We start from the raw sequence: 25,017 nt of genomic DNA on the forward strand, positions 1-25,017 counted from the left end.
AGTTGTAGATGCTTGGTCAATAGCACATAAGAAAAAATCCATGATCGGATGAAAATCCAGCGATGATAAGAAGTTACGCCCAATGGGTGTACTCCGTGAAACAGCGAACAATATGCGCCCTTAGGAACGGTGCGCTTTCATTACAAACCCATAATGGTAATCACGCCAAGGTAAGGTATATTGAAACAAAGGAGAGGTGCCCCATGAGTCGGTTCCCGCTACACCACGTTGCTTATAATCAATATTAATAAACAATCTGTCTTGCTTGCTCAATTCATGAGGATGCAGACCTCGTTTTTCAAATTGATCATACTCATGCACGTCAAATCTCTGGGCGCCAAAACCTATTTGTGGCAAACCATCGAAGGTTAACCCTAAGCCATTCTTATTGCTAAACGTCACACTACGTACATCGCTTCGATAACCGTTCTCTTGAGGGCGAACATAGGGAAAGTGCAACTCATCAACCGACATACTATAGCGGCTCACTAAGGCCGACTCTTTGCGATCCCAGTAGTTTTCGTGAGGTCCTCTGCCGAACCAGTGCACTTGCTCAAATTCGCTGGGCATTTGCACTAAACTACCGATACGTGGCAGGGCGCTGTGAAAAAGATGGGGCGCAGCATAAAACCAAATATCAAAAGCGACACTACCATCTCCACTGACCGTGTATTTGCTCAAGTAGCGACTTTGTACATCCTGCAAATAGCGCTCTGTGGTGATTTCAATACCGTCAGCGCATTCTTTCCAGTCCAATTTGCTTAGATCGGTGTGCTGGCCTGCAAATTGCCAATCTTTGGCTTTTTCAGGGAAGCCCTCACCAAAGTCGTTATCCGTCGGTGCACGCCAAAATTCAGGGCGAATAGCAGACAACAACATGGATTGTCCTTGTAGCTGATAATCACTAATCAAGCCCTTGATCACATCAAAATGAATCGAAAAATCGTCACCTGAAATGATCAATGCTGACGCACTTTCAATCGCTTGCAACGAATTTTTGTCTCGATCAGCTTTATCGGTTTTTGTCCCGCTTTCAGAAACCCAATTAGCCAGAGAAATTTGGCTACGTGCCACAATAAATCCGCTGGGCAACATCGCATCGCCGTGTTTGTTAGCGAACTCAAAGATAGCGAAATATTCAGCATCATCAATCCGGGGGAATGTTCCAGCAAAGTCAATTAACGCACTGCTTTGCGCCTCGACGGTCAGAATTTCAATGCTGCCTGTTTGGATCTCATTGCCATTTCTTTCAATACGCCAATGTAGGGTGACATCAGATAAGTCGCTAAAGTAGCGTTTGTTTTTCACCCTTATTTGTTGATTACTCCCAGTTACCGCTTCTACACTCATGTGCTGATAAACCGCCTGAACCTCATACGCATGGGGGTTAGGTGTACGATCTGCAGCCATCACACCATTAGCACTGAAATTGCCATCGTGATACATACCAGGGTCCTCTATATCTCCGCCATATCCCCAATACGGCGTGCCATCTTCCGTTTTTAGTGCAAAAGTTTGATCGACCCAATCCCAAATAAAGCCCCCTTGTAACAAGGGGTATTGTTCAATCACACGCCAATAATCGGCTAGATTCCCCATAGAGTTACCCATAGCATGCTCATATTCACATAAGATAAGAGGCCGTGTTTCCCCTAACTGAGCGTAATGTTCCAGTACCGGTATAGGTGCATACATTTGGCTGTACATATCCGTGTGGCGTCGTAATTGCGCCTGCTCAGACATGACCGGCATGCTTGTTTTTGTTTTAAGCCAATCGTACAAGGCCTCCATGTTAGGCCCATCACCGGTTTCGTTACCAATCGACCAAATCACCACGCTAGGATGGTTTTTGTCGCGCTCGTACATATTTGAAACACGATCCAGATAGGCCGCCTTCCAATCCGGCATATTGCCCATGTGCCCACTGGGATCATAAGAGACGGCCTGGTTCGCCGCGCCGATCCCATGTGACTCGATATTCGCCTCATCAACTATGTACATACCGTATTCATCTGCCAATGCGTACCAATACGGGTCATTCGGATAATGGGATGTACGTACTGCATTAATATTAAATTGCTTGAGTAACTGCATATCATGGAGCATTGACGCGCGGCTTATCACGTGGCCGGTGACAGGATCATGATCGTGTCGGTTAACGCCTTTAAACAATACAGCTTGCCCATTGATTAAGACGTTACCGTTTTTGAGTTCGCTGGTACGAAAGCCAATACGCGAATAAATATGCTGCACAGCTTGTTGATTTTCGTCTAATAGTGTCAGTTTCAGCTGATACAAATTCGGTGTTTCAGCACTCCATTTAGCCACGTCCTCAATTGTTGAGGTAAAATTCAACTCAGCACTTTGTTTTTTAAATTCTGTTATCGCTAGCGTTTCACTAAATATCGTTTGCTCATTAGCAGCCAGCAGTTGAGCATGTAATTTATAAGCCTCTTGCTCATCGATTTGACCGTTCAAATGAGATTGTATATCGACTTTAAGTGCCAGCTGACCATGGGTATATGTGTCATCTAAGGTGCTAAGGGCATGAAAATCACGTACACGCACTTTTGCTGTGCTGTATAAATACACGTCGCGTTCGATCCCAGATAAACGCCACATATCTTGTAGTTCTAGGTAAGTTCCGTCAGACCAACGGTAAACCTCAAGGGCAATGACATTCTCTCCCGGTTGCACGTACTGCGTGATATCAAACTCTGCAGGGGTTTTAGAGTCTTGCGAATAGCCCACTTTATGGCCATTCACCCAAACATAGAAAGCAGATTTAACCGCGCCTAAATAGACAAAAACCTGTCTGTTTTGCCAGTCACTTGGTAGGGTAAATTCTTTACGATATGAGCCCACGGGGTTGTTATCGTCAGGCACATCACCTGCGACAGGATGCTCAGCAAAATCTACTCGTATATTAATATAATTAGCAGCACCATAACCGAGCAATTGCCAATTGCCTGGCACGTCTATTTTATCCCACTGGCTAGTATCAAAATCAGATTTATAAAAATCAACGGGCCGTAAAGCAGGCACACTTACCCAGTTAAAATCCCATTGGCCATTGAGCGTTAAATAATCATCGGACACAAAAGGCACATCCACATACCCCTGTGGGTCGTCGGAAAAACCGTAAAACGACGTGCGAGCGGGCTCTTTATTAATGGCAAAGACCTGAGGGTTTTGCCAGTCAGGGACAGTGGTGGATTTATCTGGTGTCATATCAAGCGGCTCCGATAGATGTGTGGTTGGGTAGTACTGATTGTGAACTTATATCCCCGTTCACATCAGTTAAAGAGATAGTGACGACACTGACTCAGTGCAATTTCGTCAATTATAATCATATTTATACTACATATTAGTTAAATTGTTAACGAGGGGGTCACCCAAACTATCACGCCTAAGTAGTTGCCCCAGACGTCAAAACCGTGGAGGATTGGTGCTATCCCTAATCATTTTTACTATTGAGTATATTAATGAAAATAACCGTCATTCGTATGAATGCCTCTTTGCGTAAGGCCGTACCACTACTTTTATTGTTCGTGTTACTTTGCTTTCAAAGCCATGCTCAACAAGCCAGCGTAACCCTTGATCGTGTTGCCAGCTTTATGCAGGCTTACAATGCCCATGATATAGATGCCATGCTGCTCAACATGTCGGATGACGTAAAATGGTTCAATGTTGCCGATAACCAATTAATCGCGGAAACCACAGACAAAAAGCAGCTATATGAAGCCATGCAAGCCCATTTCAAAGCAAAGCCGAACGCCCGTTCTCGCATAAAAGATAGCATTGCACTAGGTGATACCCTCGGGGTTATAGAAGAGGCGTTTTCTGATAAAAATGGCATCACAACATCCCAGTGCGCCATGTCAATTTACCAACTGAGCCAAGGTTTAATTATTAGCATTACCTATTACGCAGCAGCTAAGTGTTAGCTCCAGCATCTTGTGCAGTCATAAAATTGTGCGAGCAAGGGCTATCCCCCTAGACCAATGCATGGCAAACAAGGACAATAGCACTATGTTTTATCGTCTTTAAAAGGTACCCATGTCAGATACGTCTTTCAGAATCGGCTTATTTTACGGTTCAACCACCTGTTACACCGAAATGGCAGCAGAGAAAATTCAAACTGCGTTCAATCGTCTGTTTGATGCCCATGTGGTCGATATTTTCAATATTAAAGATGTCCCCCTGAGCCAGGCTGAGCAATTTGATGTATTGATTTTCGGCATTTCTACCTGGGATTTTGGTGAGCTACAGGAAGATTGGGAGTCTTCTTGGCAAGATATCAGTCAACTTAATCTGAACGACAAAACCGTTGCCTTATTCGGCCTAGGGGATCAACTAGGTTATGCTCAATGGTTTCAAGATGCTCTTGGTATGTTGCATGATGAGTTGGTCATTCTTGGCTGTAAAATCATTGGTTATTGGCCCAATGAAGGTTATGAGTTTACTGAATCTAAAGGCCTCACCCAAGACGGTAGCCACTTTGTTGGCCTTTCGCTAGATGATGAAAACCAATACGATAAAACCGAGCAACGGGTTGAAAGCTGGACAGAACAGTTATTACTTGAAATGGACAACGACACCCAGTGATACCCCAGTCAGGCCACTCCCGACTACACCGCCCTTATTACCGTAATGGTCATCAGCATCGTGCAGGGGCTGACGTTAGTTTCCAAGATATCGTAAAAATATTTGGCTTCCGCACCATCAATATCGGTAAATGGGTCACCTGTGAAGAACAACAGATAGCGGCCAACCTATTTTTTGACGCTTTTTGCGATCTGATGGATATTCTGCAAGTTCCAGCGTCAGTTATTGCCTTGAACGGTACGTTATCATTGGCCTTTGGTGCAGGAGGCCGCAAACACAGTTGCGCACATTATGAATCGCAAACCAAACGTTTGGCCTTAGCCAAAAATGCCGGTGGCGGCTCATTGGCCCATGAATGGTTTCACGCGTTTGATCATTATGTGTGCGACAAACTCTTTAAGACCAGCCAGCCGCAAAATTTTGCCTCAGAATTATGGCTCGATGATCATGAAATGCAACCTCATCCCCTGAATATAAAATTGAGTCGCTGTTTTGAACATATCTTTCTAACCCCAGATAAAGAGGAAGCCAATCAATACGTACTGACCAGTGCCGCAGTCGATAAAGAGATGAAGTTATATTACTTTGCTCGTCCTCAAGAACTCGCGGCTCGGGCGTTTGAAGCGATCATTCAGGATCATCCCATCCGCAATGCATTTCTGGTTCAGGGCACAAAGAAAAGTCCAGAAGCCATGTTAGGTATATATCCACAAAATCAGCATCGCCAAAACGTGCAACGATACTTTCTTGATTACTTTGTACATCTGGGTCAAGCACTCGAGAACAAGCGCGTACAAAGCTGAATAATATTGCCTGGTCTAGGCGCACAAAAAATATACTGGGTTTGCAAAAAAGATCGTTCTACGATACAAATAGTGCGCGAACCACATAATGATCTAGGCGATCCTCAGTGCGATCTGAGTCACTACTATTGTTGTGTTTGCTCGTGGGAATAAGTCAATAAAGAGAATATGCGATTTGTTTTGCTATTAAATTAGCACCCCTCACATCTTTAGATTCACCAGTTGGTAAATCGTTGATTGGTTATTTTTCATACCATGAATGTGAAAAACAATACATTTTCGTTAATACAATTACATAAATTTATGTAATTAGTGGATGCTCTCAATTAAAAGTGCCTTTATACTAGGCGAATTCATTATCAACAATTTGGCGACAAGTACAGATGAAAAGAAAAAAGCACGGCTCTGCTGATGACGAAGCAGCAATAGATATGACCCCCATGTTGGACATCGTGTTCATCATGTTGATTTTCTTCATTGTTACCACCTCTTTCGTAAAAGAAAAAGGTCTGGATGTTTTGCGTCCAAAAGACTCAAACTCTCCGCCGCCGAAAACGAATGTTAAATCGTTAGCTATTCGTGTTGAGCAGGATGGCACTATCATGATGAACAGTCGTGAAGTAGATATTCGCCGCATCGTGGCGAACATTCAAAGCTTTTTGGCTGAAAACAACACAGATTCTGCTGCTGTTCAGGCTCATCCAAAAGCGAAGCACGGTATTGTAGTTGAAGTCATCAACCAAGCAAAAGAAGCGGGTATTGCAAACGTTTCAGTGCTAGTTGGTAAGTAACTAAAAATTACGGTAGGAAATACTAAAAACGCCATCATTTGATGGCGTTTTTTATGTCTGAACTAACCTATTTGCTAAGCGTTGAGTTTGATTATTCGACGTCTAAGGGCTCGGGGGAGAGAATAATACCAGTGCGGTCAGCGTACACATGGTCTTCAGGTAAGAAAGTCACACCCCCAAAATTGACGGCTACGTCCACTTCGCCCACGCCTTTATCATCAGCACTGACCGGAATAGATGCGATAGCATGAACGCCTATGTTGATCTCTTCCAGATCATCCACTTCACGCACGCTGCCGTAGCAGATAATACCTTCCCAACCATTATCAAACGCAATCTGCGCAGCGGTTGAATCAATCAAGGCCCGGCGCATAGAACCACCACCATCAATCAGTAGCACTTTCCCCAAGCCCGGTTGTTCAAGAGTCTTAAGGATCATACCTTTATCCTCGAAACATTTGATCGTGGTTATCTCACCGCCAAATGAAGCGCGGCCACCAAAGCTAACAAACATGGGTTCGACCACATCAACACTGTCGGCAAACAAATCACATAATGCAGACGTATTATATTCCATTGTTAATCCCCTTCGTCGATTTACAATCAGTATACTGCTAGGTATGTGCAATGCCACTACTAATCAACCTTTTATCGCGCTTTTTAGGTATTACCGCATTGAGTAGTTTATTCATAAACTGTTCTTTAATCTGTCACCGAAACTTCACACAGCAAAAATACCATCAGGATATTGAATTGATTGCGCGTTGAAGGAGTGTGACGGTGAAAACACTTACTCAAACTGACACCCAACTATTTCATTGGTTATTCGGCCTTACAGCTAAACGTGATTGTCGCTGGATCGTTTGGATGTCTCGCACCGGCGACGGTCACCTGTATCTGCTGCTGGGCCTGTTACTATGGTTATTTGAAGCTGAACACGGTGCACTTTTTTTATACAGCGCCCTGCTGGCCTATAGTCTTGAGTTGCCGGTATACCTCATTTTGAAGAAATTCCTACGCCGTCAGCGTCCTTGTGATTTATTGCATAACTTCAGCGCACACATCACCCCATCGGATAAATTTAGTTTACCTTCAGGCCACACAGCCGCTGCATTTTTAATGGCTAATTTGATCGCCAGTTTTTATCCTTCGATGATGATTTTTGTTTATTGCTGGGCCAGCATCATTGGCTTATCTCGGATTTTACTGGGTGTTCATTATCCTAGCGATATCCTCGCAGGCGCCGCCCTTGGTTTGAGCATGTCCTATTTCAGTCTATCCCTACTTTAAGAGTTGACGCCTTTGAAAATACTATACGGTGTACAAGGTACCGGCAATGGGCACACCACCCGCGCCCGAGTGATGGCTAAGGCCTTTAATGCACGCAGCGACATTCAAGTAGATTATCTATTTTCCGGTCGCGATAAAGACCAATATTTCGACATGCAAGTATTCGGAGAGTTCGCCAGTTACCGTGGCTTAAGCTTTGCAACGCGGGGGGGAAAGATCAGTAAATATCAAACCTTGAAACACGCCAATTTACGCGAGCTACATCGTGATATTAAGTCCGTACGTGCCCAAGAATATGATCTGGTGATTAACGATTTCGAACCTATCAGTGCATGGGCAGCGAAACTCAATGCCATTCCCTCGATATCTATCAGTCATCAAGCAGCATTCATGCACCCGATACCTAAACATCCAGGTACCTTGTTCGACAGATTGATCACCCGTTATTTCGCCCCAACAGATCTGCAATTAGGCGTGCACTGGTATCACTTTGGGCATGCCATTATGCCGCCTTTTATTGAGGCCGACGATACTAAACAACCACCGTCACGCAACTACTTAGTGTATTTACCATTTGAAGAGATTGACGATATCGCTGCTTTACTCGACCCCTTGTCGGAACATGACTTTATTTGTTTTCACCCAAAAGTAGAGCAAGAGCATCAAGTGGGGAATATCAGTTGGCGTCGTCCGTCTAAAATGGACTTCGGGCAAGTATTGCAACGTTGCTCAGGCGTCATTGCAAACGCAGGATTTGAATTGGCCAGCGAGTGCCTACATTTTGGTAAAAAACTGTTAATTAAGCCACTTAGTGGCCAGTTTGAACAACTGTCGAATGCCAAAACCTTAGTTCAACTTGGACTCGGACACAGCATGCCAACGTTAGACAGTGAAATTGTGGAAGAATGGTTAGTCAAACCTGCGATTGAACGTATCGAGTACCCGCAAAACCCCGATATTTTAATAGACTGGTTAGTCAAGCGCGATTGGCAAGCAGTTGATCTGTTATGTGAACAGCTTTGGAACAAAGTCCGCTTTCCTCAATCTGTCGTCACCCAGTTAGATAAACTGCCCATTCCCTAGCGTTAACGACGGGTTAATTGATATAGAATATAACACTTAAAGCACTGCTAACACGTTGCATTTTGCGCTGGGAGTGCCATCATACGCGGCTACACTATCAGTTGAGGCCTGTGATGCGACGTAAAACCCCATTTCTGTTAACGCTAATGAGCGTTGTTATTTTGCTAACCTTGCAAGGTTGCGGGCAGAAGAAGCCCTTATTCCTGCCGGAAAAACCACAACAGAATACGTCTTCACAAACGCCCACTCTCCCATCTCAAGATATGCAAGAAGGTAAGCAGTAATATGGATTTTTTTGGCTACAAAAATGAAAAACTATATGCAGAAGAAGTCTCACTGCAAGACATAGCCCAAACCCATGGAACCCCATGTTATGTTTATTCTCGGGCGACAATAGAGCGCCACTGGTTAGCATTTGACAAAGCAGCAGGCGCCCACCCGCACCTGATCTGTTATGCCGTTAAGGCCAACTCAAATTTAGGTGTATTAAGCGTACTGGCTAAACTGGGTTCCGGTTTTGATATTGTGTCAGGTGGTGAGTTACTGCGTGTCTTAGCCGCCGGTGGCGATCCGACTAAAATAGTTTTTTCCGGTGTGGGTAAAACCCCTGAAGAAATAGCCTTAGGCTTGAAACATAATATTAAATGTTTCAATGTTGAATCACCCGCTGAGTTAGCGCGCATCAGTCAGGTAGCCGTTGCGGAAAACAAGATAGCGCCAATCTCAATCCGTGTGAATCCAGATGTGGATGCCAAAACTCATCCATATATATCGACCGGTTTAAAAGCCAACAAGTTTGGTATCGAGCGTGAGCAAGCCGTAGAAGTATATCGTCACGCAGCCTCATTACCGAACTTGGCTATCAAAGGTATCGACTGCCACATCGGTTCACAGTTGACTGAAATTGCCCCCTTTGTTGACGCATTAGATAAGCTTTTGGTACTCATTGATGAACTGGCAGCAAATGATATTATTCTATCTCATTTAGATGTGGGCGGCGGTCTAGGTGTGACGTACAAAGATGAAACCCCTCCACACCCAGATGAATATACCCAAGCCATTACCCAACGCATGGAGGGCCGTAAAGACCTCCAGCTTATTTTCGAGCCCGGCCGTGCGATTATGGCCAATGCGGGTGTGCTGCTAAGCAAAGTAGAATTTTTAAAACAGGGCGCAGAAAAGAATTTCGCAATTATTGATGCCGCTATGAATGACTTGATTCGACCTGCTTTATATTCAGCCTGGCAAAGTATTATTCCTTTGGACACATCACTGACTCGTGACAGTGCAGTGTATGACGTAGTGGGCCCGATCTGTGAAACCGGCGACTTTATCGGTAAAGAGCGAGAGCTCGCCATCGAAGCAGGAGATTACTTAGCCGTTCGCAGCGCAGGTGCATATGGATTTGTGATGGCCTCGAATTATAACAGTCGCTGTAGAGCCGCTGAAATCATGGTCGATAAAGACAAAGTCATAGTGGTCCGTGAACGTGAAAAGCTGGAAGATCTATGGCGCGGCGAGAGCGTACTATAAACCTAAAGCAAATCTCTTTGCACCATCTCCATTTAGGCTATGGTGCAAATGCATAGTCAGCTGTGCTTTGAAATGATATAACCATCATTATAGGTACTTGATACAAGGGCGATAGTCGTCTGATTAAGTGATTTTTACGTAAGTGGCAAACATGCAAGTTCAGTTTTCAAAGATGCACGGTTTGGGCAATGATTTTGTCGTGATCGACAACGTGACCCAAAACGTTTTTTTCAGCAAAGAAAAGATTTCCCAATTGGCAGATCGCAACTTCGGCATCGGCTTCGACCAGCTATTAGTCGTTGAACCTCCGTACGATCCTGAGCAGGATTTCCATTATCGGATCTTTAATTCCGATGGCTCAGAAGTCTCCCAATGTGGTAACGGCGCTCGTTGCTTTGCGCGCTTTGTTAAGATGAAGGGCCTGACTAATCGCAATAAAATAGTGGTCAGTACCAAAGCTGGTCGATTGGTGCTTTACCACGAGCGGGACGGCCAAATTACCGTGAATATGGGCGAGCCCATGTTCGAACCGGCAAAAATTCCGCTCAAAGCGAACAAGCAAGAAAACATCTACATTATTCGCGAAAATGAGCACACCTTCTTTTGCGGAGCGGTTTCAATGGGTAACCCCCATTGTGTATTGTTGGTCGATGATATTGAAACAGCCGATGTAGAAGGCATAGGTAAAATGTTAGTGGCCCATGAACGTTTCCCTGAGGGAGCGAACATCGGCTTTATGCAAATTTTAAACAGTGGTCATATAAAACTACGTGTGTATGAGCGCGGTGTGGGTGAAACCCTCGCCTGTGGCAGTGGCGCTTGTGCTGCGGTTGCCGTAGGACAAATGCAGAAAAAACTTAGCAAGGACGTCACTGTTGATTTACCCGGTGGAACCTTGAAAATTCGTTGGCAGGGGCCAGGTTCGATCTTAAAAATGACAGGGACAGCGGAACATGTCTTTGATGGAAATATCACATTATGAATGAAGCATCTGGTCAGCAAAAAAGTCAACTCGACGCCACATCTACCTTTGCTGCACCGGATGGCTTAACAGATCAACAGGTGGCGGAGTATCTTACTCTGCATCCTGAGTTTTTTGTTGAACACCCAGCCATACTTGAGAAAATACAGATCCCCCATGCGCAAAAGGGCAGTGTGTCTCTGGTAGAACGCCAAAGCGAACAGTTGCGCCAGAAAGTGCGCTTGTTAAACACCAAATTAAGCCAATTGATCAGTATTGCTAAGCAAAACGAAGCCATTTACCGTATTTACGCCGATTTAAACCTGCGCGTTCTCAAATGCAATGATATCAGTTCAGTACAATATGTTCTGGAAGACATCATGCAAGAGCAGCTGAACTTATCATCGGTTGCACTCAAGCCTTATAAAGGCGCCTTTGCGCTACCTGAAATTCAACGTAAGTTGTTTGCTGAGAAGCGTTTCAAGAATAACGATTTTTTCTTCGGCCGCTTAAGCGAACATGAAAAAAAGCTGTTATTCAACGACCAACAAGCTGAGTCCGTCGCTTTGTTGCGTTTAGGGAACAACGGTGAGTTAGGTATTCTGGCTATTGGTAGCAATGATCCCGGGCACTTCAACCCCGATATGGACACTCTGCTGATTACCCAATTGCAGCAGTTTTTAAGCATACTGTTGCCCAAATTACTCGATTATTAAGATGCTGCAGCCAAGTCTGCAACCCTTATTAGACAAGTACTTTTACTACTTAAAGTACGAACGTAACCTTGCCTCGAAATCAATTCAAAACTATCAACGCCAGCTAGCCAGTGTTTGCGACGCCCTAGAGATAAACACTTGGGCAGAGTTAACTGTGGATCATGTTAGGCAAGTGCTTAATCATGCTCGCCGTCAAGGACTGAACCCGCGTAGCATTGCCCTTAGGCTTTCTGCACTGAGAGGCTATTGTAGTTACCTAGTAGAGCACAACATTCTGCCTAGTAATCCAGCAAAAGCCATTCAAGCCCCCAAGCAAGGCAGCCCTTTGCCCAAACAACTCAATGTTGACGAAATGCATCAGTTGCTCGACTTCGAGGACGATTCATTGCTGGGAATACGGGATAAAGCCATGCTTGAATTAACCTACAGCTGTGGCCTGCGCTTAGCTGAGTTAGCTGATCTGAATCTGCGTAGCATCCAAGATGATGGCCAGCTTCGTGTTATGGGTAAAGGTAGTAAAGAACGCATTCTGCCGATTGGCAAAACCGCATTAAGGTGTGTTAATGAATGGCTCAAAGTACGCGGTGAACTCGTACAAGGTGATGAACCCGCATTATTTCTTAGCAAACATAGACGCAGAATAAGTCACCGCCAAATAGCTAAACGCATGCAACTATGGGCCAAGCAGCAACATCTAGAGCAAGATATTAATCCCCATAAATTACGCCACTCATTTGCCACGCATATTCTCGAATCAAGCGGCGACTTACGCGGCGTGCAAGAGTTATTAGGGCATGCAAATTTATCGACCACTCAGGTTTATACACACTTGAACTTTCAGCATTTGGCTAGCGTATATGATACCGCGCACCCCAGAGCTAAACGGCGCAAATAACCCTGCCTATTGAAGAGGATAAAAACGTATCCATGATTTATTACCGTAAAATTGGCCAAATCAAAGCCATGACCTTCGATCTCGATGACACCCTTTACGATAACCATCCTTACATCATGCGAGCTGAGCATGCCTTGATAGACTTTCTCGGACAGTTCGCCGACGATCCTTCACGCAGCGATCCTGCCTATTGGCGCGAGCACAAACGCAGCACCTTGCAACAACAGCCAAATTTGCATAGCGACATGGGTTTGTTGCGCCGTGAAGTACTGACCAGCGGCTTGCAGGCATTTGGCCATAGCGGCCAGGTTCTTAAGAATGCAGTAGATGAGGCCTTTGACTACTTTTATTTTCAACGCAGTAATTTTCAAGTAAGTGAAGAAGTCACCACTATTTTGACCACTTTAGCTGAACGCTGGCCATTAGTGGCGATCACGAACGGCAATGTTAACCTCGAACAGATAGGTATCGCGGATTATTTTCAAAAAAGCTTTCACGCCAGTCTGGCGTTTCCCATGAAGCCCAGCAGCGCTATGTTCGATGCTGCAAGGCAGTTGCTAAAATTGCCCAGTGAGTCGATTTTACATGTGGGAGATAACTTAGAAAAAGACGTGTTAGGCGCAAAAAAAGCAGGGTTTATGAGTGCTTGGTATGCTGACAACCGCCCGATGCGCATAACGAACGAAGATGTCACCGTATTACCGGATATTCAGTTACAACACCTTAACGAGCTGTGTCACTTGTAATCACCAGAAGCAGTGCGCTAAATATTTAGCTCACTGCACTAGCATTAATCTTCTAACACGTTTTGGCGCATGGTCTGACAGGGGTTCTGGCAACTTGGCTTACCAACGATTTTAGCTGGTACACCGGCAACCGTAACATGAGCAGGCACATCGCTTAATACCACACTACCGGCACCCACTTTGGCACCAGGTCCAATTTCGATATTGCCTAATATTTTGGCGCCTGCGCCAATCATCACGCCGTGGCGTACTTTCGGGTGGCGATCACCACTTTCGTTGCCCGTGCCACCAAGCGTGACCGACTGCATAATCGAAACGTTGTCTTCAATGACAGCGGTTTCACCGACTACGATACCAGTCGCATGGTCGAACATCACGCCCTGACCAATATAGGCCGCAGGATGAATATCCACCGACAGCACTTCAGAGCTGCGGCTTTGCACAAACAAAGCCAATTCATGGCGTCCCATCAACCACAACATATGGGCAAAACGGTGTACCTGTATGGCGTGAAAACCTTTAAAGTATAAAAGAACGGTGAGGTAAGACTTCACCGCTGGATCACGCTCAAAGGCTGCGTGAATATCAAAAACGGTAGCTTCCACTAGTAAGGGCTGGTCACAATAGGCTTGATCCAACATAGTACGTAGTGCCTCAGCTGACATCACTTTGTCCGATAGCTTATTAGACAGGATAAAACTCAACGCCCCGGCGAAGTCACCTTGTTTTAAAATGCACTCGTTTACGTAAGTGGCGAGCAGAGGCTCTTTTTCAGCCATCACCTGAGCTTCATCACGAAGCGTTAGCCAGAAGTTGTTGTCCACGGTATCCACCTTCGGTTTGTATTCTTCGGTAGTGTAATCAGTTGTGATATTAAAGCCCAATATTGACTAAGAACAAATTCATTAATTGTATAAAAACACAGTATAACTGTTATAATGCGCCTATAATTCTACAGCATTTTTTCCCCATGGATGTATCTCGACTCTTAGAACAACTCAACGATAAACAACGTGACGCCGTTGCCTCTCCCGCCGCTGATATGCTGATATTAGCAGGCGCTGGCAGTGGTAAAACCCGTGTATTGGTACACCGCATCGCTTGGTTAATGGAAGTGGAAGGTATCGCACCTTGGGGTATCTTGGCAGTAACCTTTACCAATAAAGCTGCCAAGGAAATGCGCGGTCGTATCGAAGAGTTGCAAGGCAGTGCTCTTAGCAACATGTGGATAGGTACCTTCCACGGTATTGCGCACAGGTTGCTACGCACACATTACGCCGAAGCCAAATTGCCGGAAAATTTCCAGATCCTTGATTCAGACGATCAATATCGCTTAGTTCGCCGGGTGATCAAGAGTATGAACTTGGACGAAAAGCAATGGGCTCCTAAGCATGTTCAATGGTACATCAACGGCAATAAAGACGAAGGCTTACGCCCTGAGAATATAGACACCCATGGCGATTACAATCAGAAAAAGCTATGTGAGATATACCAAACTTATCAGCAAACATGTGACCGAGCTGGCCTAGTAGATTTTGCCGAGTTGCTGCTTCGGGCTCATCGCCTTTGGGTCGAGAACCCTGAACTGCTTAAACATTATCAAAATCGTTTTCGCACTATATTGGTCGACGAATTCCAAGATACCAACAACATTCAATATGCATGGTTACGTCTGTTGGCTGCACCAAGTAACAATATGATTATTGTAGGTGACGATGATCAGTCGATTTATGGCTGGCGCGGCGCTAACGTACAGAATATTCAGCACTTTTTACGGGACTACCCCCAAGCTAAAACCATTCGTCTAGAGCAAAATTACCGCTCTACTGGCAATATTCTTAAAGCGGCCAACGCCGTTATAGACAACAATCAGGGCAGACTCGGCAAAGAGCTGTGGACTGAAGGTGTCGATGGCGAGCCTATTTCTTTGTATGCCGGTTTTAATGAGCTCGATGAAGCGCGCTTCGTGGTGTCACGGATCAAAGATTGGCAAACCCAAGGTTACGCCCTGAGTGACTGCGCGATTTTATATCGCAATAACGCCCAGTCCCGAGTACTCGAAGAAGCGCTTTTGCAAGAATCTGTGGCCTATCGCATATACGGTGGCTTGCGATTCTTCGAACGCCAGGAAATACGTGATGCGTTAGGCTACTTGCGTATCATCAATCAGCAAATCGATGACGCAGCCTTTGAGCGTGTGGTCAATACCCCGACTCGGGGCATTGGTGATAAAACCCTTGCCCAAGTACGCGAACAAGCAAAAGAAAACGAACTGTCCATGTGGCAAGCAAGTTTACAGCTATTGCGTGAAAAACGTTTATCCGGGCGTGCCGCAAATGCGCTGCAAGCGTTTATCGATTTGGTTTTGCAGTTACAAAAAGAAACCCAATCGCAAGCGTTAGAGTTACAGGCCGACTACGTCATTAAGCATTCTGGTTTATACGCCATGTACAAAGCCGAAAAAGGCGAAAAAGCTCAAGCCCGTATCGAAAACTTAGAGGAATTGGTCACCGCCTGCAAACAATTTTCTCCACCAGAAGAAGCGGAGAACTTGTCGCCGCTATCTGCCTTTTTAGCCCACGCTTCGCTTGAAGCAGGCGATGCTCAAGCAGACAAACACCAAGACGCGGTGCAAATGATGACCATACATACAGCCAAGGGACTTGAATTTCCTATGGTGTTATTGGTTGGCGTAGAAGAGGGGATGTTCCCTAGCCAAATGAGCAACGATGAGCCGGGTAAAATAGAAGAAGAGCGACGCTTATGTTACGTGGGAATGACCCGCGCCATGCAAAAGCTCTACCTCACCTATGCCGAGAGCCGCCGAGTATACGGGCAAGACAAATACCACACAGTGTCACGGTTTATCAAAGAAATACCCACGGAATACATTGAAGAAGTGCGCCTGCGCACCAAAGCAACGGTTTCACGCCCCATGCAAAGCCGCTTTCAATCCTCGGCCAGCCACACTGCGTTTGATTCAACAGGCTTCAAATTGGGTGAACGAGTTGCCCACCGTAAGTTTGGTGAAGGTACCGTGCTCAACTACGAAGGCAGTGGTGAGCACGCCCGCGTTCAGGTCAACTTTGATGACGTAGGCAGTAAGTGGCTGGTACTCTCGTTCGCAAAATTAGACAAAATATAAAAGCTTTATCCTTTTAACTGGCTACTATGTGGTTAACAATAGCGTTAACCACCCCTTGGTATTAGCTAAAAGGTAAACTCGTTTTATGCGCCCAAAAGTACTGATCATTGACGACAACGAACACAGCTTAGACGTCATTGCCAGTTTAATACTCAAGGCCCAATTAACTCCGGTCAGAGCCACCAGCTTGACCGCAGCGCAACATGTTTTTTCGCGTTCTGCCCCGGAAGATTTTTTATGCGCAGTCGTCGATTACCGCTTGCCTGATGCGCCCATCGGTCAGGCGATTGATTTTACCCTAGCGTCGTTTTTACCCACTATCGTCACCACCGCATCTTTAGATGCCGATACCCGAGCCGGGATCCTCAACAAAAACGTCATTGATTACATTCTCAAAGAAAATGAGCAAGTGTATGAATATTTAAGCGTATTGCTCAGTCGTCTGCATAAAAACAAAAGCCTAGGGGTATTGGTGGTCGATAACGCTCGGGTCAGTCGCAATCGCATTACCTCATTATTGCGTCGTCATAATTTTATGACGTACGAAGCCATGACCGGTCAACAAGGCCTAGAATCCCTCACCCGCTATAATCATATTAAATTGGTCATAGTGGCTAACGACTTACCCGATAGCAGTGGTATCAAGATACTCAGTGAAATTCGCCAGCGAGCAAAGAAAGAGGATATTGCCGTGATTGGTTTAGCAGATAGCGGGGATACCGGCTTATCTGCGCGTTTTATTAAAAGCGGTGCTAACGATTACTTAGCGCAGCCCTACGGCCAGGAGGAGTTCCTGTGCAGAATTATGCAAAACATTGAATACATAGAGAATATTGAGCTAATTCGACGCGCCGCTAATTCAGACTTTTTAACCGGCCTGCCTAATCGTCGCCACTTCTTTGAACGCGTCGCTGCCGCCACGCAGTTAGCGCCTATTTGTCAGTGCTTAGCCCTTATCGATATCGATCACTTTAAAAAAATCAACGATACCTATGGCCACGATTGCGGTGATTATACCCTCAGAGAAATTGCCAAATTAGTGTCGAGCACCTTTAGTCAGCATATCCCTGCTCGTTTTGGCGGCGAGGAATTTTGTGTATTTATGCCCAACATTGGCCTGCAAACAGCGGTGAAAATTTTTGACGACTTTCGTCAGGCCTTAGCCGATATCGAGTTCAAGTTTGAAGGGAAAGTATTCCATTGCGCTGTCAGTATAGGCGTCACAGCACTGGAGCATGGTGGCGTTAATGGCATGCTGCGCAAGGCCGACGAATATCTGTATCAAGCAAAAAACACGGGACGCAACCGTGTAGAACACGATCCCATCCGTGCCAGTTAGCTGGTCAGTTCGCTTTGTGCGTGTTTAAGTGCCTTTCTCACCTTGCGGTATTGGCGCAGCGAATCAAAACTAAACAGACCCAAGGCTAGCCATACAAAGGCAAACATCACTATTTTACTATTATCCAGCGGCTCATCGTATACCACAGCAGCGAGCACAAACATGATGCTCGGGCCGATATATTGAAAAAAGCCCAAGGTAGAAAACATAATGCGTTTAGCGGCAGCGGTAAAACATAACAAAGGTGCGGTGGTTACGATCCCTGCGCAGATAAGTGCAATGTTTAACCCAGAATCATTGCTCAGCATGTTGCTGTACTCCCCTGCAAACCAAATCCAATATACAATCGCTGGGGGTAGCAACAAGCAGCTTTCGACTAATAAGCCGGGCAGTGAGTCCACAGCGACCTGCTTACGTAATAGACCATAAATACCAAAAGTGACTGCCAAGGCGAGAGCGACCCAAGGCAACTGCCCGTAACTGACAATAAAAAACAGTACGCCTGTCAACGCTAATCCTACCGCCACTTTTTGTAAACGCCTGAGTCGTTCACCTAAAAAGAGCCGACCTAAAAATATGTTTAAAAGAGGATTAATGTAATACCCTAAACTGGCATCCAATAAGTGGTTATTATTAATTGCCCAGATGAATATAAACCAGTTAGCGGCAAGCAACACACCAGAAATAAGCAGAACCTGCATCACCTTGGGGTTGAGAATAGCTTGCTTGACCTTGTCAATCTTGCCCGTCACAACCACCAGCAAAACCAATACAAGCACAGACCAGATAATGCGATGCATTAAAATTTCCATTGCGGGTACTTGGCCCAACAACTTGAAATACATTGGGGCTATACCCCACATGGTATACGCCGCTATTGCGAATAAGACGCCCGATTTCACTGCTTTGTCACTCATCTTGATGCCCTTTATTCGCCAAGCGCCGGAGTGTGAATTAACTGTGGGTTAAATGCAATGCGAAGCATGGTTTTAACCCTGCCCCCATCGTTGCAATAGCATGCCAATAGCCAGCTTTGTTATATCATTATCCGTACCAGCCGAGCTGATTAGTCACTTGAAAGTAGCAAGCTTTGACCACCAGAATGTAAAATACAATTTAACAACTAGCCCATTGAAAAGAAAATAGCCTAATGACGGTCTCTTGATTGTGAGCAGGATTCGAGGAATACGCGTTTGTTAAATAGAAATATAGGTCTACTGAATCAGCTGGTTAATCCAGCGTTAGTCAGACGTTCGTTAGTAACTGCCCTAGTAGTGGGTTTAATTCTAAACGTCATCAATCAATATGACGGATTGATAGGCCGCGCGCCTATTCTGTGGGGCAATTTGATACTGACGTTTATCGTGCCTTACTTCGTTTCGACAATATCTGGCATTCTGACCTTGCGACAGATCACTAAACAGCATGCCGCTAGGCAAAATGCTGCATAAACCTGAGCCTAGTTAATATTCGCAACCTAGCTCACAAACTATTGCCGCCGCCGGTCAGTAAATTTTGCAAAAAGCCCGTCAAAAAAGACTGATGGACAGTATCAGCACTGTGCATGGAATAGACGAATCAACCCTATCAATGGGTCACTAAAGTTGAAATTGCGGCCAGCATCCCCCCTGTATCCTTTATTCTGTAGGGCCTCGCGCATAGATTCTAAGTTAATTGTTTAACGGGATTTTTATTACACCCTGCCGCTCCTGCCCTTGGTATATATCCTGCAAAGTCACACTGCTCACTTTGAGTTTACCTCCTTGGTTTCCCGTAACGCCAAGCTTTTAAAACAGGACGTCCATGGTCGCTTATTTAAAACGTAAAACGAAACAGTTTATCGAATCTAAAAATATGTACATGGCACTGGTCATCGCCTCATTTTTAGAATCCATTATTGTACCTATTCCCCTTGAAGCAGTCCTTATTCCCCTGATGCAAGCCAAGCGGGAAAAGATTTGGTTTCTAGCGTTTTTAGCTACCTTGGGCTGTGTATTCGGCGCCATCATTGGTTATGGGGTTGGCTACTTTCTATTTGATCAATTCGCCGCACAAATCGCCAATTGGTTTTCAGACCCTCAGCAGCTAGAAAACGTCAAAACACAAATGCAAGAACAAGGATTCTGGTACGTATTGTCGGTGGGCATTATCCCCATTCCATTTCAGATAGCGATGCTGGCAGCAGGCGCGGCTAAGTACTCGTTATTTATGTTTTTACTCGCCACTTTAATTGCTCGCTCAATCCGCTATTTTGGGCTGGCCTTGTTGGTAAAACTGGCTGGTAACCAAGCAGAAGCTATTTTTAAAAAGTATAAAATTCCCACCGCCATTGTACTCACCTTAGTGGTGGTGCTTATCTGGTGGGTGAAACACTAACTTATGAATATCAAGGAGAAGATGATGAATGACGATTTAGAGCACGGCGAACATGACCATGAATCAAAAATCGTTTCTTCCACCGGGGAGCTATTGTTTAGCGAAAATACCCGGGAGCGCACCAAAGAACGTAACCGAGAAAGCCAAGAATATGTTTCGGTCATCGTCAAACGTGTAGATGAAACGTTTCGCCATCCAGATGATATTCTTGAAAAAGCCATAGATGAAGGGGTTGAACAACTGGCACGTCCAGCTATGTCGCTTTTTATGTCAGCGCTGGCGGCGGGCATGATCATCTGTTTTACCGTGTTAGCGGTCGGCGTCATGACTACAATCGTTGGCGACTTAACCAGTGGCTTCAACCGTGTCTTAGTGGCCTTGGTTTATCCCCTTGGTTTTGTGATGTGTATATTAAGCCGCACGCAACTTTTTACTGAACACACTGCTACCGCTTTCTACCCAATTTTGGATCGACGGATCAGCATTTTTCGCATGTTTCGCCTATGGGGCATTGTTATCGCGGGGAATATCATAGGCGGTATATTCAGCGCTGGGCTGCTGGCTATGAGTGATGAAGTCATACACGCTAGCAGCGGTTATTTGATTATTGCTGAGCATATACTGTCGTATTCTCCCCTTACCTTGTTGATCAGTGCCACATTAGCAGGTTGGTTAATGGCATTAGGCGCGTGGACCATACTATCGACCCACTCAACCACCAGCCAGATACTGTGTATTTACATTGTTACCTTCGTTATCGGTTTAGGCGGGCTACATCACTCTATCGCGGGCTCTGTTGAGCTATTGGTCGGTTACTTCACTTCAGATAGAATTGCCCTAGTGAGTATGATAGGTGCCCTGTCGGTGGTGCTATTGGGCAACGCAATTGGCGGATCGGTCTTTGTTGCTCTACTCAATTACAGCCACATTCGCAAACTCAATAAATAAGGTGTCATCCCAGCAGGCCGTTTGTGGCCTGCTTATTTAGGTTACGCCTTCGTGACTAGGAGGCCAAACGCTGTGCACGCCAACCACAATAGCTGCTAAAACTGGTCACCACTGTTCCCCACGCCCAGTCTTGCAAACTAATGCCCAGTGGCCAGTCTGCGAGCAATGCATAATTTGTCATATTGTATGCACCGTATGCTGCTGCGCCCAGTACGGCCCCGTTTAGCAATACCCCCTTGCCCTGACGAGCAGAAAATTGCGGCCGAATGACCAATTGCACAATCGCCAAACAATAGAGACTGTAAAATACCACCCAAGGCCAAATATGCACTTCACTGCGCATTAAGCCTGCCATCGCCTGGGTGTAACTGTCTTTAGCAATCAGTCCAAGCCACAGACCATCGAGTATCAGAAAACCAAGTAATCCCCCAATATACGCCGACATGACGTTTTTCATCGTTATTTCTCCTTACAAGCAAGCCTTGCACATTGTTTATTACGGGTAAAATGTATTGGATGAAAGCTAATACGCAAACTTACTTATTTCGACCAAAATACCTTCTCTCGGCAAGCAGAAAGAACTACTACCCCCGTGTAATTTTTACCACCAAATCGCCCTACATTCGTGCATGTATCTAATTAAACTTAAGTATATCAAACAATTACACACTAGCTTTATTGGTACGATGTTCGCATTATTAAAGACAATATGACGATTGTGAGCCAGAAGAGGAAGACAAAATGAAAATTTTTGAAGCGTTACGTAAAGACCATAATGTACAACGTGATTTAATGGATGAGCTGCTCAACACCTCAGGTAAAAGCGACAGACGCATAAAGGCCTTTGCCGAGTTAAAAGAAGCGTTGGAAAATCACGCCTTAGCTGAAGAGCGTTATTTCTATGCGCCATTGATGAAGTCTGACGACATGGCGGATCAATCTCGTCATGCTATTGCTGAGCATCACGAGATTGATGAACTGATCGAAAAGTTAGAAAAAACCGATATGAGTTCATCCGCATGGTTGGTTCATATGAAATCCCTGCAGCATTTGGTGCTTCATCACTTGGATGACGAAGAGCAAACGTTCTTCCAAATGGCAGGCAAAGTGTTAAACGAAACTCAGAAAGATCAATTGGCGTCAAATTATCGCCAAGAAATGCGCGACCAGCAATCAGCGTAATGCGTTGCTGGCAAAATGGATTTATTAACCAGTCTTCCATTTAACTTTGTACCAAGAGGATAACTATGAATATTGAAAAATTAATACCAGGCAGCACATTTCCGACTATCCAAGTGCAAGACACGAAAGGAAAAACCGTCCCCTTAGTCGCAGCAAACGCCACAGATCATTGGACTATGGTCGTCGTGTACCGAGGCCAGCACTGCCCAGTATGTAGCAAGTATCTTACCGCGCTACAAGAAATGCGCACTCAGTTTGAAGACATCAACATCGACATCGTTGCGGTTTCGGCTGACTCAGTAGACCAGCTAAATAAAAAACTCGATGATGTGTCCGTCGCATTCCCAGTGTATGCAGGCCTAAGCATGGAGCATATGAAACAACTTGGCCTGTATGTGTCTGAGCCGACCTCCGATGCTGAAACAGACCATGCATTCCCAGAGCCTGGTTTATTTGTCATCAACAGCGATAACAAGCTGCAAGTGTTAGAAATTGCCAACAGTCCCTTTGTGCGGCCTGATCTTAAAATGTTGGTTTCAGGCTTGGGATACACCCGTAAAAATGATTATCCCATTCGCGGAACCAAAAGCATTTAATCGTCAATCGTCCAGCCTAAGCCCCTAACCTGAGGCCTAGGCTGGTTTAGCAGATGTGTATTTTGTGATCAAGGGCAAGCGCTAGAAAAATCATCGTAAAGGAACCCCAGCATGTTTATCGTAAAATATTACCTCGGTGGTGCATTGGCCGCTTTGTTACTTGCCTATTTTAGCCAAAGCGTGTTTATGGCTATCCCGCTGGCGTGGATTGGTTTGTCTTTAACGGCCGTGGGCAGTGCCTATTTACTTCAAAAACCGGCCATATTTCGTAAAAAACAAGACGGCAGTATTCCCTTCTACGTGCGCTGGTTATTCATTCCCTTTCTCGTCGGTGTACAACTGTATAATGCATGGGCAAGAAAACATGACAAAGTGCCGGCGATCCAAAAAATAGACGACGATTTGTATCTTGCCTGCCGATTATTCCCCAGTGACGTTGAATATCTGCAAGGGCAAAACGTTAAAGCCATCCTAGATGTAACTGCAGAATTTGACGGTTTAGATTGGACCGCCACATCCGAAGAATTAACTTATTTGAATGTGCCGGTGCTAGATCACCAAAGCCCAAATGAGGAGGATTTACTCAGCGCGGTTAATTGGATAGACAACCAAAGACGTGCGAAACGTGGGGTGGTGGTGCATTGCGCTCTTGGTCGTGGGCGTTCTGTGCTCGTTATGGCGGCATACATCCTCAGTAAAAATCCTCAGATGAGCGTACGCCAAGCAATCGCTAAAATCCAAGATGTACGCGAAACAGCACGGCTGAATTCCCATCAATTAAGGGCGCTATGTAAGGTGTTCGAGCAAGGCAAACTGACACCCAAAGAACCCACTTGGTTAATAGCAAACCCAGTATCTGGGGCTGGCAAATGGCCAGAGAACCGTGAGTTCATTGAGCAACGCCTGTCTGCTTCCATGCAGCTTAAAATAGTTGAAACCACGCCAGACATCAGTGCTGAAACATTGGCCAAACAGGCAGTTGAATCAGGCGCTAGTATGGTAATCGCATGTGGTGGGGATGGCACGCTAACGGAAGTGGCGTCTGTATTAGTCGATACCAATGTGCATTTTGCAATTATTCCCATGGGCACAGCGAACGCCCTCGCCCACGCTCTGTTCGGCACTCGTTCAAAAGTCATGCCTATCGAGGTTGCCTGTGAGCATATTGAGAGTGGTGTAGCGACAAAAATCGACACCGCTAGTTGCAACAAGCGGCTGATGTTATTAGTCACAGCCGTGGGGTTCGAACAGAAAATGATTGAAGGCGCTGATCGCGATGAAAAAAACCAAGGCGGACAAATGGCATACATTAAAGCCCTTTGGGAAGCAGTAAATACGAATGACTCACTTGATCTACTTGTCACTATAGACGATGGGGCACAACAGTCGCTGTCAGTCTGCAGCTTAGTGGTGGCAAATGCCGCTCCCTTCACAACAGTACTTGCGCAGGGAGGTGGCGAGCCGGATGCCAAAGACGGGCAATTAGACCTTACCTGGATCCCCCCGCAAACCTCAATGAGCGAACATATGTTTAGTCTGTCAGAACTGATAGTGCCAAATGTCTTCGTGGATGCAGAAAATAAAAATGTTCATCATCAGCGTATCAAAAAGATCATAATTAACGCCGAACAACCGCTTAATTATGTGATTGATGGCGAAACGTACCAAGATGAAGCCCTCGATATACGCATAAATCCCAGTTCACTGACTATGCTAATTGCGCCACAGCAATAATGCTGGCGTAGTGAACTTAAAGACACCAAAGGGAAAGCTGGACGTTTTCCTTTTTTTATCTTGCCTTTACCATTTATAAACTTTGCAGATTGCTCAAACAGGGGTGTGCACTTTTTACCATTACAGCAGTAACTTTTGCTTAGGCAAAAAACAGTTACACCTCTATCCCTTATAAATTAAGACTTGCAGAGTTGGCCTCAATATTGAATTAGCCAATATATACAATTAAGTAAGCTGTATTACACAGCCTCAGAACAGACCTTAAAGAGCA

General features: G+C 45.3%; 25 protein-coding genes. 20 read left to right on the forward strand and 5 right to left on the reverse strand.

What is annotated here, in order from left to right:
• Nucleotides 1–120 precede the first annotated feature (120 nt).
• Entirely contained in the window at nt 121–3,231 is a 3,111-nt protein-coding gene (locus tag GPLA_RS18960; RefSeq protein ID WP_007106609.1) for a glycoside hydrolase family 2 TIM barrel-domain containing protein, read from the reverse strand.
• Between the two features lie 254 nt (nt 3,232–3,485).
• Between GPLA_RS18960 and GPLA_RS18965 the strand changes: the two genes are divergently transcribed.
• From GPLA_RS18965 to GPLA_RS18980, 4 genes are all read left to right on the forward strand, one after another.
• A complete protein-coding gene (locus GPLA_RS18965; RefSeq protein WP_007106610.1) occupies nt 3,486–3,947 on the forward strand; it encodes a nuclear transport factor 2 family protein in 462 nt (153 codons plus the stop codon).
• Nucleotides 3,948–4,059: 112 nt separating this feature from the next.
• Nucleotides 4,060–4,608: a flavodoxin FldB gene (fldB, locus tag GPLA_RS18970; protein WP_007106611.1), complete on the forward strand. Its 549-nt coding sequence runs from the start codon at nt 4,060–4,062 to the stop codon at nt 4,606–4,608.
• Complete coding sequence (locus GPLA_RS18975) at nt 4,605–5,411, forward strand: CLCA_X family protein (RefSeq protein WP_007106612.1); 807 nt, start codon at nt 4,605–4,607, stop codon at nt 5,409–5,411. The genes fldB and GPLA_RS18975 overlap by 4 nt, the downstream gene beginning before the upstream one ends.
• 383 nt (nt 5,412–5,794) lie before the next feature.
• Entirely contained in the window at nt 5,795–6,202 is a 408-nt protein-coding gene (locus GPLA_RS18980) for an ExbD/TolR family protein (RefSeq protein ID WP_007106613.1), read from the forward strand.
• A gap of 91 nt (nt 6,203–6,293) precedes the next feature.
• Here GPLA_RS18980 and rraA read toward each other — a convergent pair whose 3' ends face one another.
• A complete protein-coding gene (gene rraA, locus GPLA_RS18985) occupies nt 6,294–6,779 on the reverse strand; it encodes a ribonuclease E activity regulator RraA (protein WP_007106614.1) in 486 nt (161 codons plus the stop codon).
• 203 nt (nt 6,780–6,982) lie between these two features.
• On the opposite strand from rraA, the gene GPLA_RS18990 reads away from it, so the two are divergent.
• The 8 genes from GPLA_RS18990 (at nt 6,983) to GPLA_RS19020 (ending at nt 13,426) form a co-directional block, all read left to right on the forward strand.
• A complete protein-coding gene (locus GPLA_RS18990; RefSeq protein ID WP_007106616.1) occupies nt 6,983–7,492 on the forward strand; it encodes a phosphatase PAP2 family protein in 510 nt (169 codons plus the stop codon).
• Nucleotides 7,493–7,504: 12 nt separating this feature from the next.
• The gene (locus tag GPLA_RS18995; protein WP_007106617.1) at nt 7,505–8,575 is read left to right on the forward strand and encodes an MJ1255/VC2487 family glycosyltransferase; all 1,071 of its coding nucleotides are present in this window, start codon (nt 7,505–7,507) and stop codon (nt 8,573–8,575) included.
• Nucleotides 8,576–8,688: 113 nt separating this feature from the next.
• Nucleotides 8,689–8,859, forward strand: a complete 171-nt coding sequence (gene lptM, locus GPLA_RS23535; protein ID WP_007106618.1) for an LPS translocon maturation chaperone LptM — start codon at nt 8,689–8,691, stop codon at nt 8,857–8,859.
• 1 nt (nt 8,860) lies between these two features.
• Nucleotides 8,861–10,108 carry a diaminopimelate decarboxylase gene (gene lysA / locus GPLA_RS19000; protein ID WP_007106619.1) on the forward strand — a complete coding sequence of 416 codons (1,248 nt, stop codon included), beginning with the start codon at nt 8,861–8,863 and terminating at the stop codon, nt 10,106–10,108.
• Between the two features lie 151 nt (nt 10,109–10,259).
• Nucleotides 10,260–11,090, forward strand: a complete 831-nt coding sequence (dapF, locus tag GPLA_RS19005) for a diaminopimelate epimerase (protein ID WP_007106620.1) — start codon at nt 10,260–10,262, stop codon at nt 11,088–11,090.
• The gene (locus tag GPLA_RS19010; protein WP_007106621.1) at nt 11,087–11,785 is read left to right on the forward strand and encodes a DUF484 family protein; all 699 of its coding nucleotides are present in this window, start codon (nt 11,087–11,089) and stop codon (nt 11,783–11,785) included. Before dapF ends, GPLA_RS19010 begins: the two co-directional genes overlap by 4 nt.
• 1 nt (nt 11,786) lies before the next feature.
• On the forward strand, nt 11,787–12,680 hold the full coding sequence (locus tag GPLA_RS19015) for a tyrosine recombinase XerC (RefSeq protein ID WP_007106622.1): 894 nt from the start codon (nt 11,787–11,789) through the stop codon (nt 12,678–12,680).
• Between the two features lie 32 nt (nt 12,681–12,712).
• On the forward strand, nt 12,713–13,426 hold the full coding sequence (locus GPLA_RS19020; RefSeq protein WP_007106623.1) for an HAD-IA family hydrolase: 714 nt from the start codon (nt 12,713–12,715) through the stop codon (nt 13,424–13,426).
• A gap of 44 nt (nt 13,427–13,470) precedes the next feature.
• Here the strand turns inward: GPLA_RS19020 and cysE are convergent, their stop codons facing one another.
• Nucleotides 13,471–14,250 carry a serine O-acetyltransferase gene (gene cysE / locus GPLA_RS19025; protein ID WP_007106624.1) on the reverse strand — a complete coding sequence of 260 codons (780 nt, stop codon included), beginning with the start codon at nt 14,248–14,250 and terminating at the stop codon, nt 13,471–13,473.
• Between the two features lie 146 nt (nt 14,251–14,396).
• Here cysE and uvrD point away from each other — a divergent pair, with 146 nt between their 5' ends.
• Both uvrD and GPLA_RS19035 read left to right on the forward strand, forming a co-directional pair.
• Nucleotides 14,397–16,571 (forward strand): DNA helicase II, encoded by a 2,175-nt coding sequence (uvrD, locus tag GPLA_RS19030; protein WP_007106625.1) that lies wholly within the window; start codon nt 14,397–14,399, stop codon nt 16,569–16,571.
• An 85-nt stretch (nt 16,572–16,656) separates the two neighbouring features.
• Nucleotides 16,657–17,910, forward strand: coding sequence for a GGDEF domain-containing response regulator (locus GPLA_RS19035; protein WP_007106626.1), 1,254 nt, complete (start codon nt 16,657–16,659; stop codon nt 17,908–17,910).
• Here the strand turns inward: GPLA_RS19035 and rarD are convergent.
• Nucleotides 17,907–18,827 carry an EamA family transporter RarD gene (gene rarD, locus GPLA_RS19040; RefSeq protein WP_083882118.1) on the reverse strand — a complete coding sequence of 307 codons (921 nt, stop codon included), beginning with the start codon at nt 18,825–18,827 and terminating at the stop codon, nt 17,907–17,909. The two genes, GPLA_RS19035 and rarD, sit on opposite strands and share 4 nt — an antisense overlap.
• A 276-nt stretch (nt 18,828–19,103) precedes the next feature.
• Between rarD and GPLA_RS19045 the strand changes: the two genes are divergently transcribed.
• The 3 genes from GPLA_RS19045 (at nt 19,104) to GPLA_RS19055 (ending at nt 21,234) form a co-directional block, all read left to right on the forward strand.
• On the forward strand, nt 19,104–19,361 hold the full coding sequence (locus GPLA_RS19045) for a hypothetical protein (protein WP_007106629.1): 258 nt from the start codon (nt 19,104–19,106) through the stop codon (nt 19,359–19,361).
• Nucleotides 19,362–19,713: 352 nt separating this feature from the next.
• Nucleotides 19,714–20,286, forward strand: a complete 573-nt coding sequence (locus tag GPLA_RS19050) for a YqaA family protein (protein WP_007106630.1) — start codon at nt 19,714–19,716, stop codon at nt 20,284–20,286.
• A gap of 24 nt (nt 20,287–20,310) precedes the next feature.
• Complete coding sequence (locus tag GPLA_RS19055; protein ID WP_007106631.1) at nt 20,311–21,234, forward strand: formate/nitrite transporter family protein; 924 nt, start codon at nt 20,311–20,313, stop codon at nt 21,232–21,234.
• A gap of 55 nt (nt 21,235–21,289) precedes the next feature.
• Here GPLA_RS19055 and GPLA_RS19060 read toward each other — a convergent pair whose 3' ends face one another.
• Nucleotides 21,290–21,691 (reverse strand): DUF2177 family protein, encoded by a 402-nt coding sequence (locus tag GPLA_RS19060; RefSeq protein ID WP_007106632.1) that lies wholly within the window; start codon nt 21,689–21,691, stop codon nt 21,290–21,292.
• Nucleotides 21,692–21,975: 284 nt separating this feature from the next.
• Between GPLA_RS19060 and GPLA_RS19065 the strand changes: the two genes are divergently transcribed.
• The 3 genes from GPLA_RS19065 (at nt 21,976) to GPLA_RS19075 (ending at nt 24,746) form a co-directional block, all read left to right on the forward strand.
• Nucleotides 21,976–22,416 carry a hemerythrin domain-containing protein gene (locus GPLA_RS19065; protein WP_007106633.1) on the forward strand — a complete coding sequence of 147 codons (441 nt, stop codon included), beginning with the start codon at nt 21,976–21,978 and terminating at the stop codon, nt 22,414–22,416.
• Nucleotides 22,417–22,481: 65 nt separating this feature from the next.
• On the forward strand, nt 22,482–23,012 hold the full coding sequence (locus GPLA_RS19070) for a peroxiredoxin-like family protein (protein ID WP_007106634.1): 531 nt from the start codon (nt 22,482–22,484) through the stop codon (nt 23,010–23,012).
• Between the two features lie 111 nt (nt 23,013–23,123).
• On the forward strand, nt 23,124–24,746 hold the full coding sequence (locus GPLA_RS19075) for a diacylglycerol kinase family protein (RefSeq protein WP_007106635.1): 1,623 nt from the start codon (nt 23,124–23,126) through the stop codon (nt 24,744–24,746).
• Nucleotides 24,747–25,017: the final 271 nt, after the last annotated feature.

It is taken from the genome of Paraglaciecola polaris LMG 21857, from assembly GCF_000315055.1.
Taxonomy (GTDB): domain Bacteria; phylum Pseudomonadota; class Gammaproteobacteria; order Enterobacterales; family Alteromonadaceae; genus Paraglaciecola; species Paraglaciecola polaris.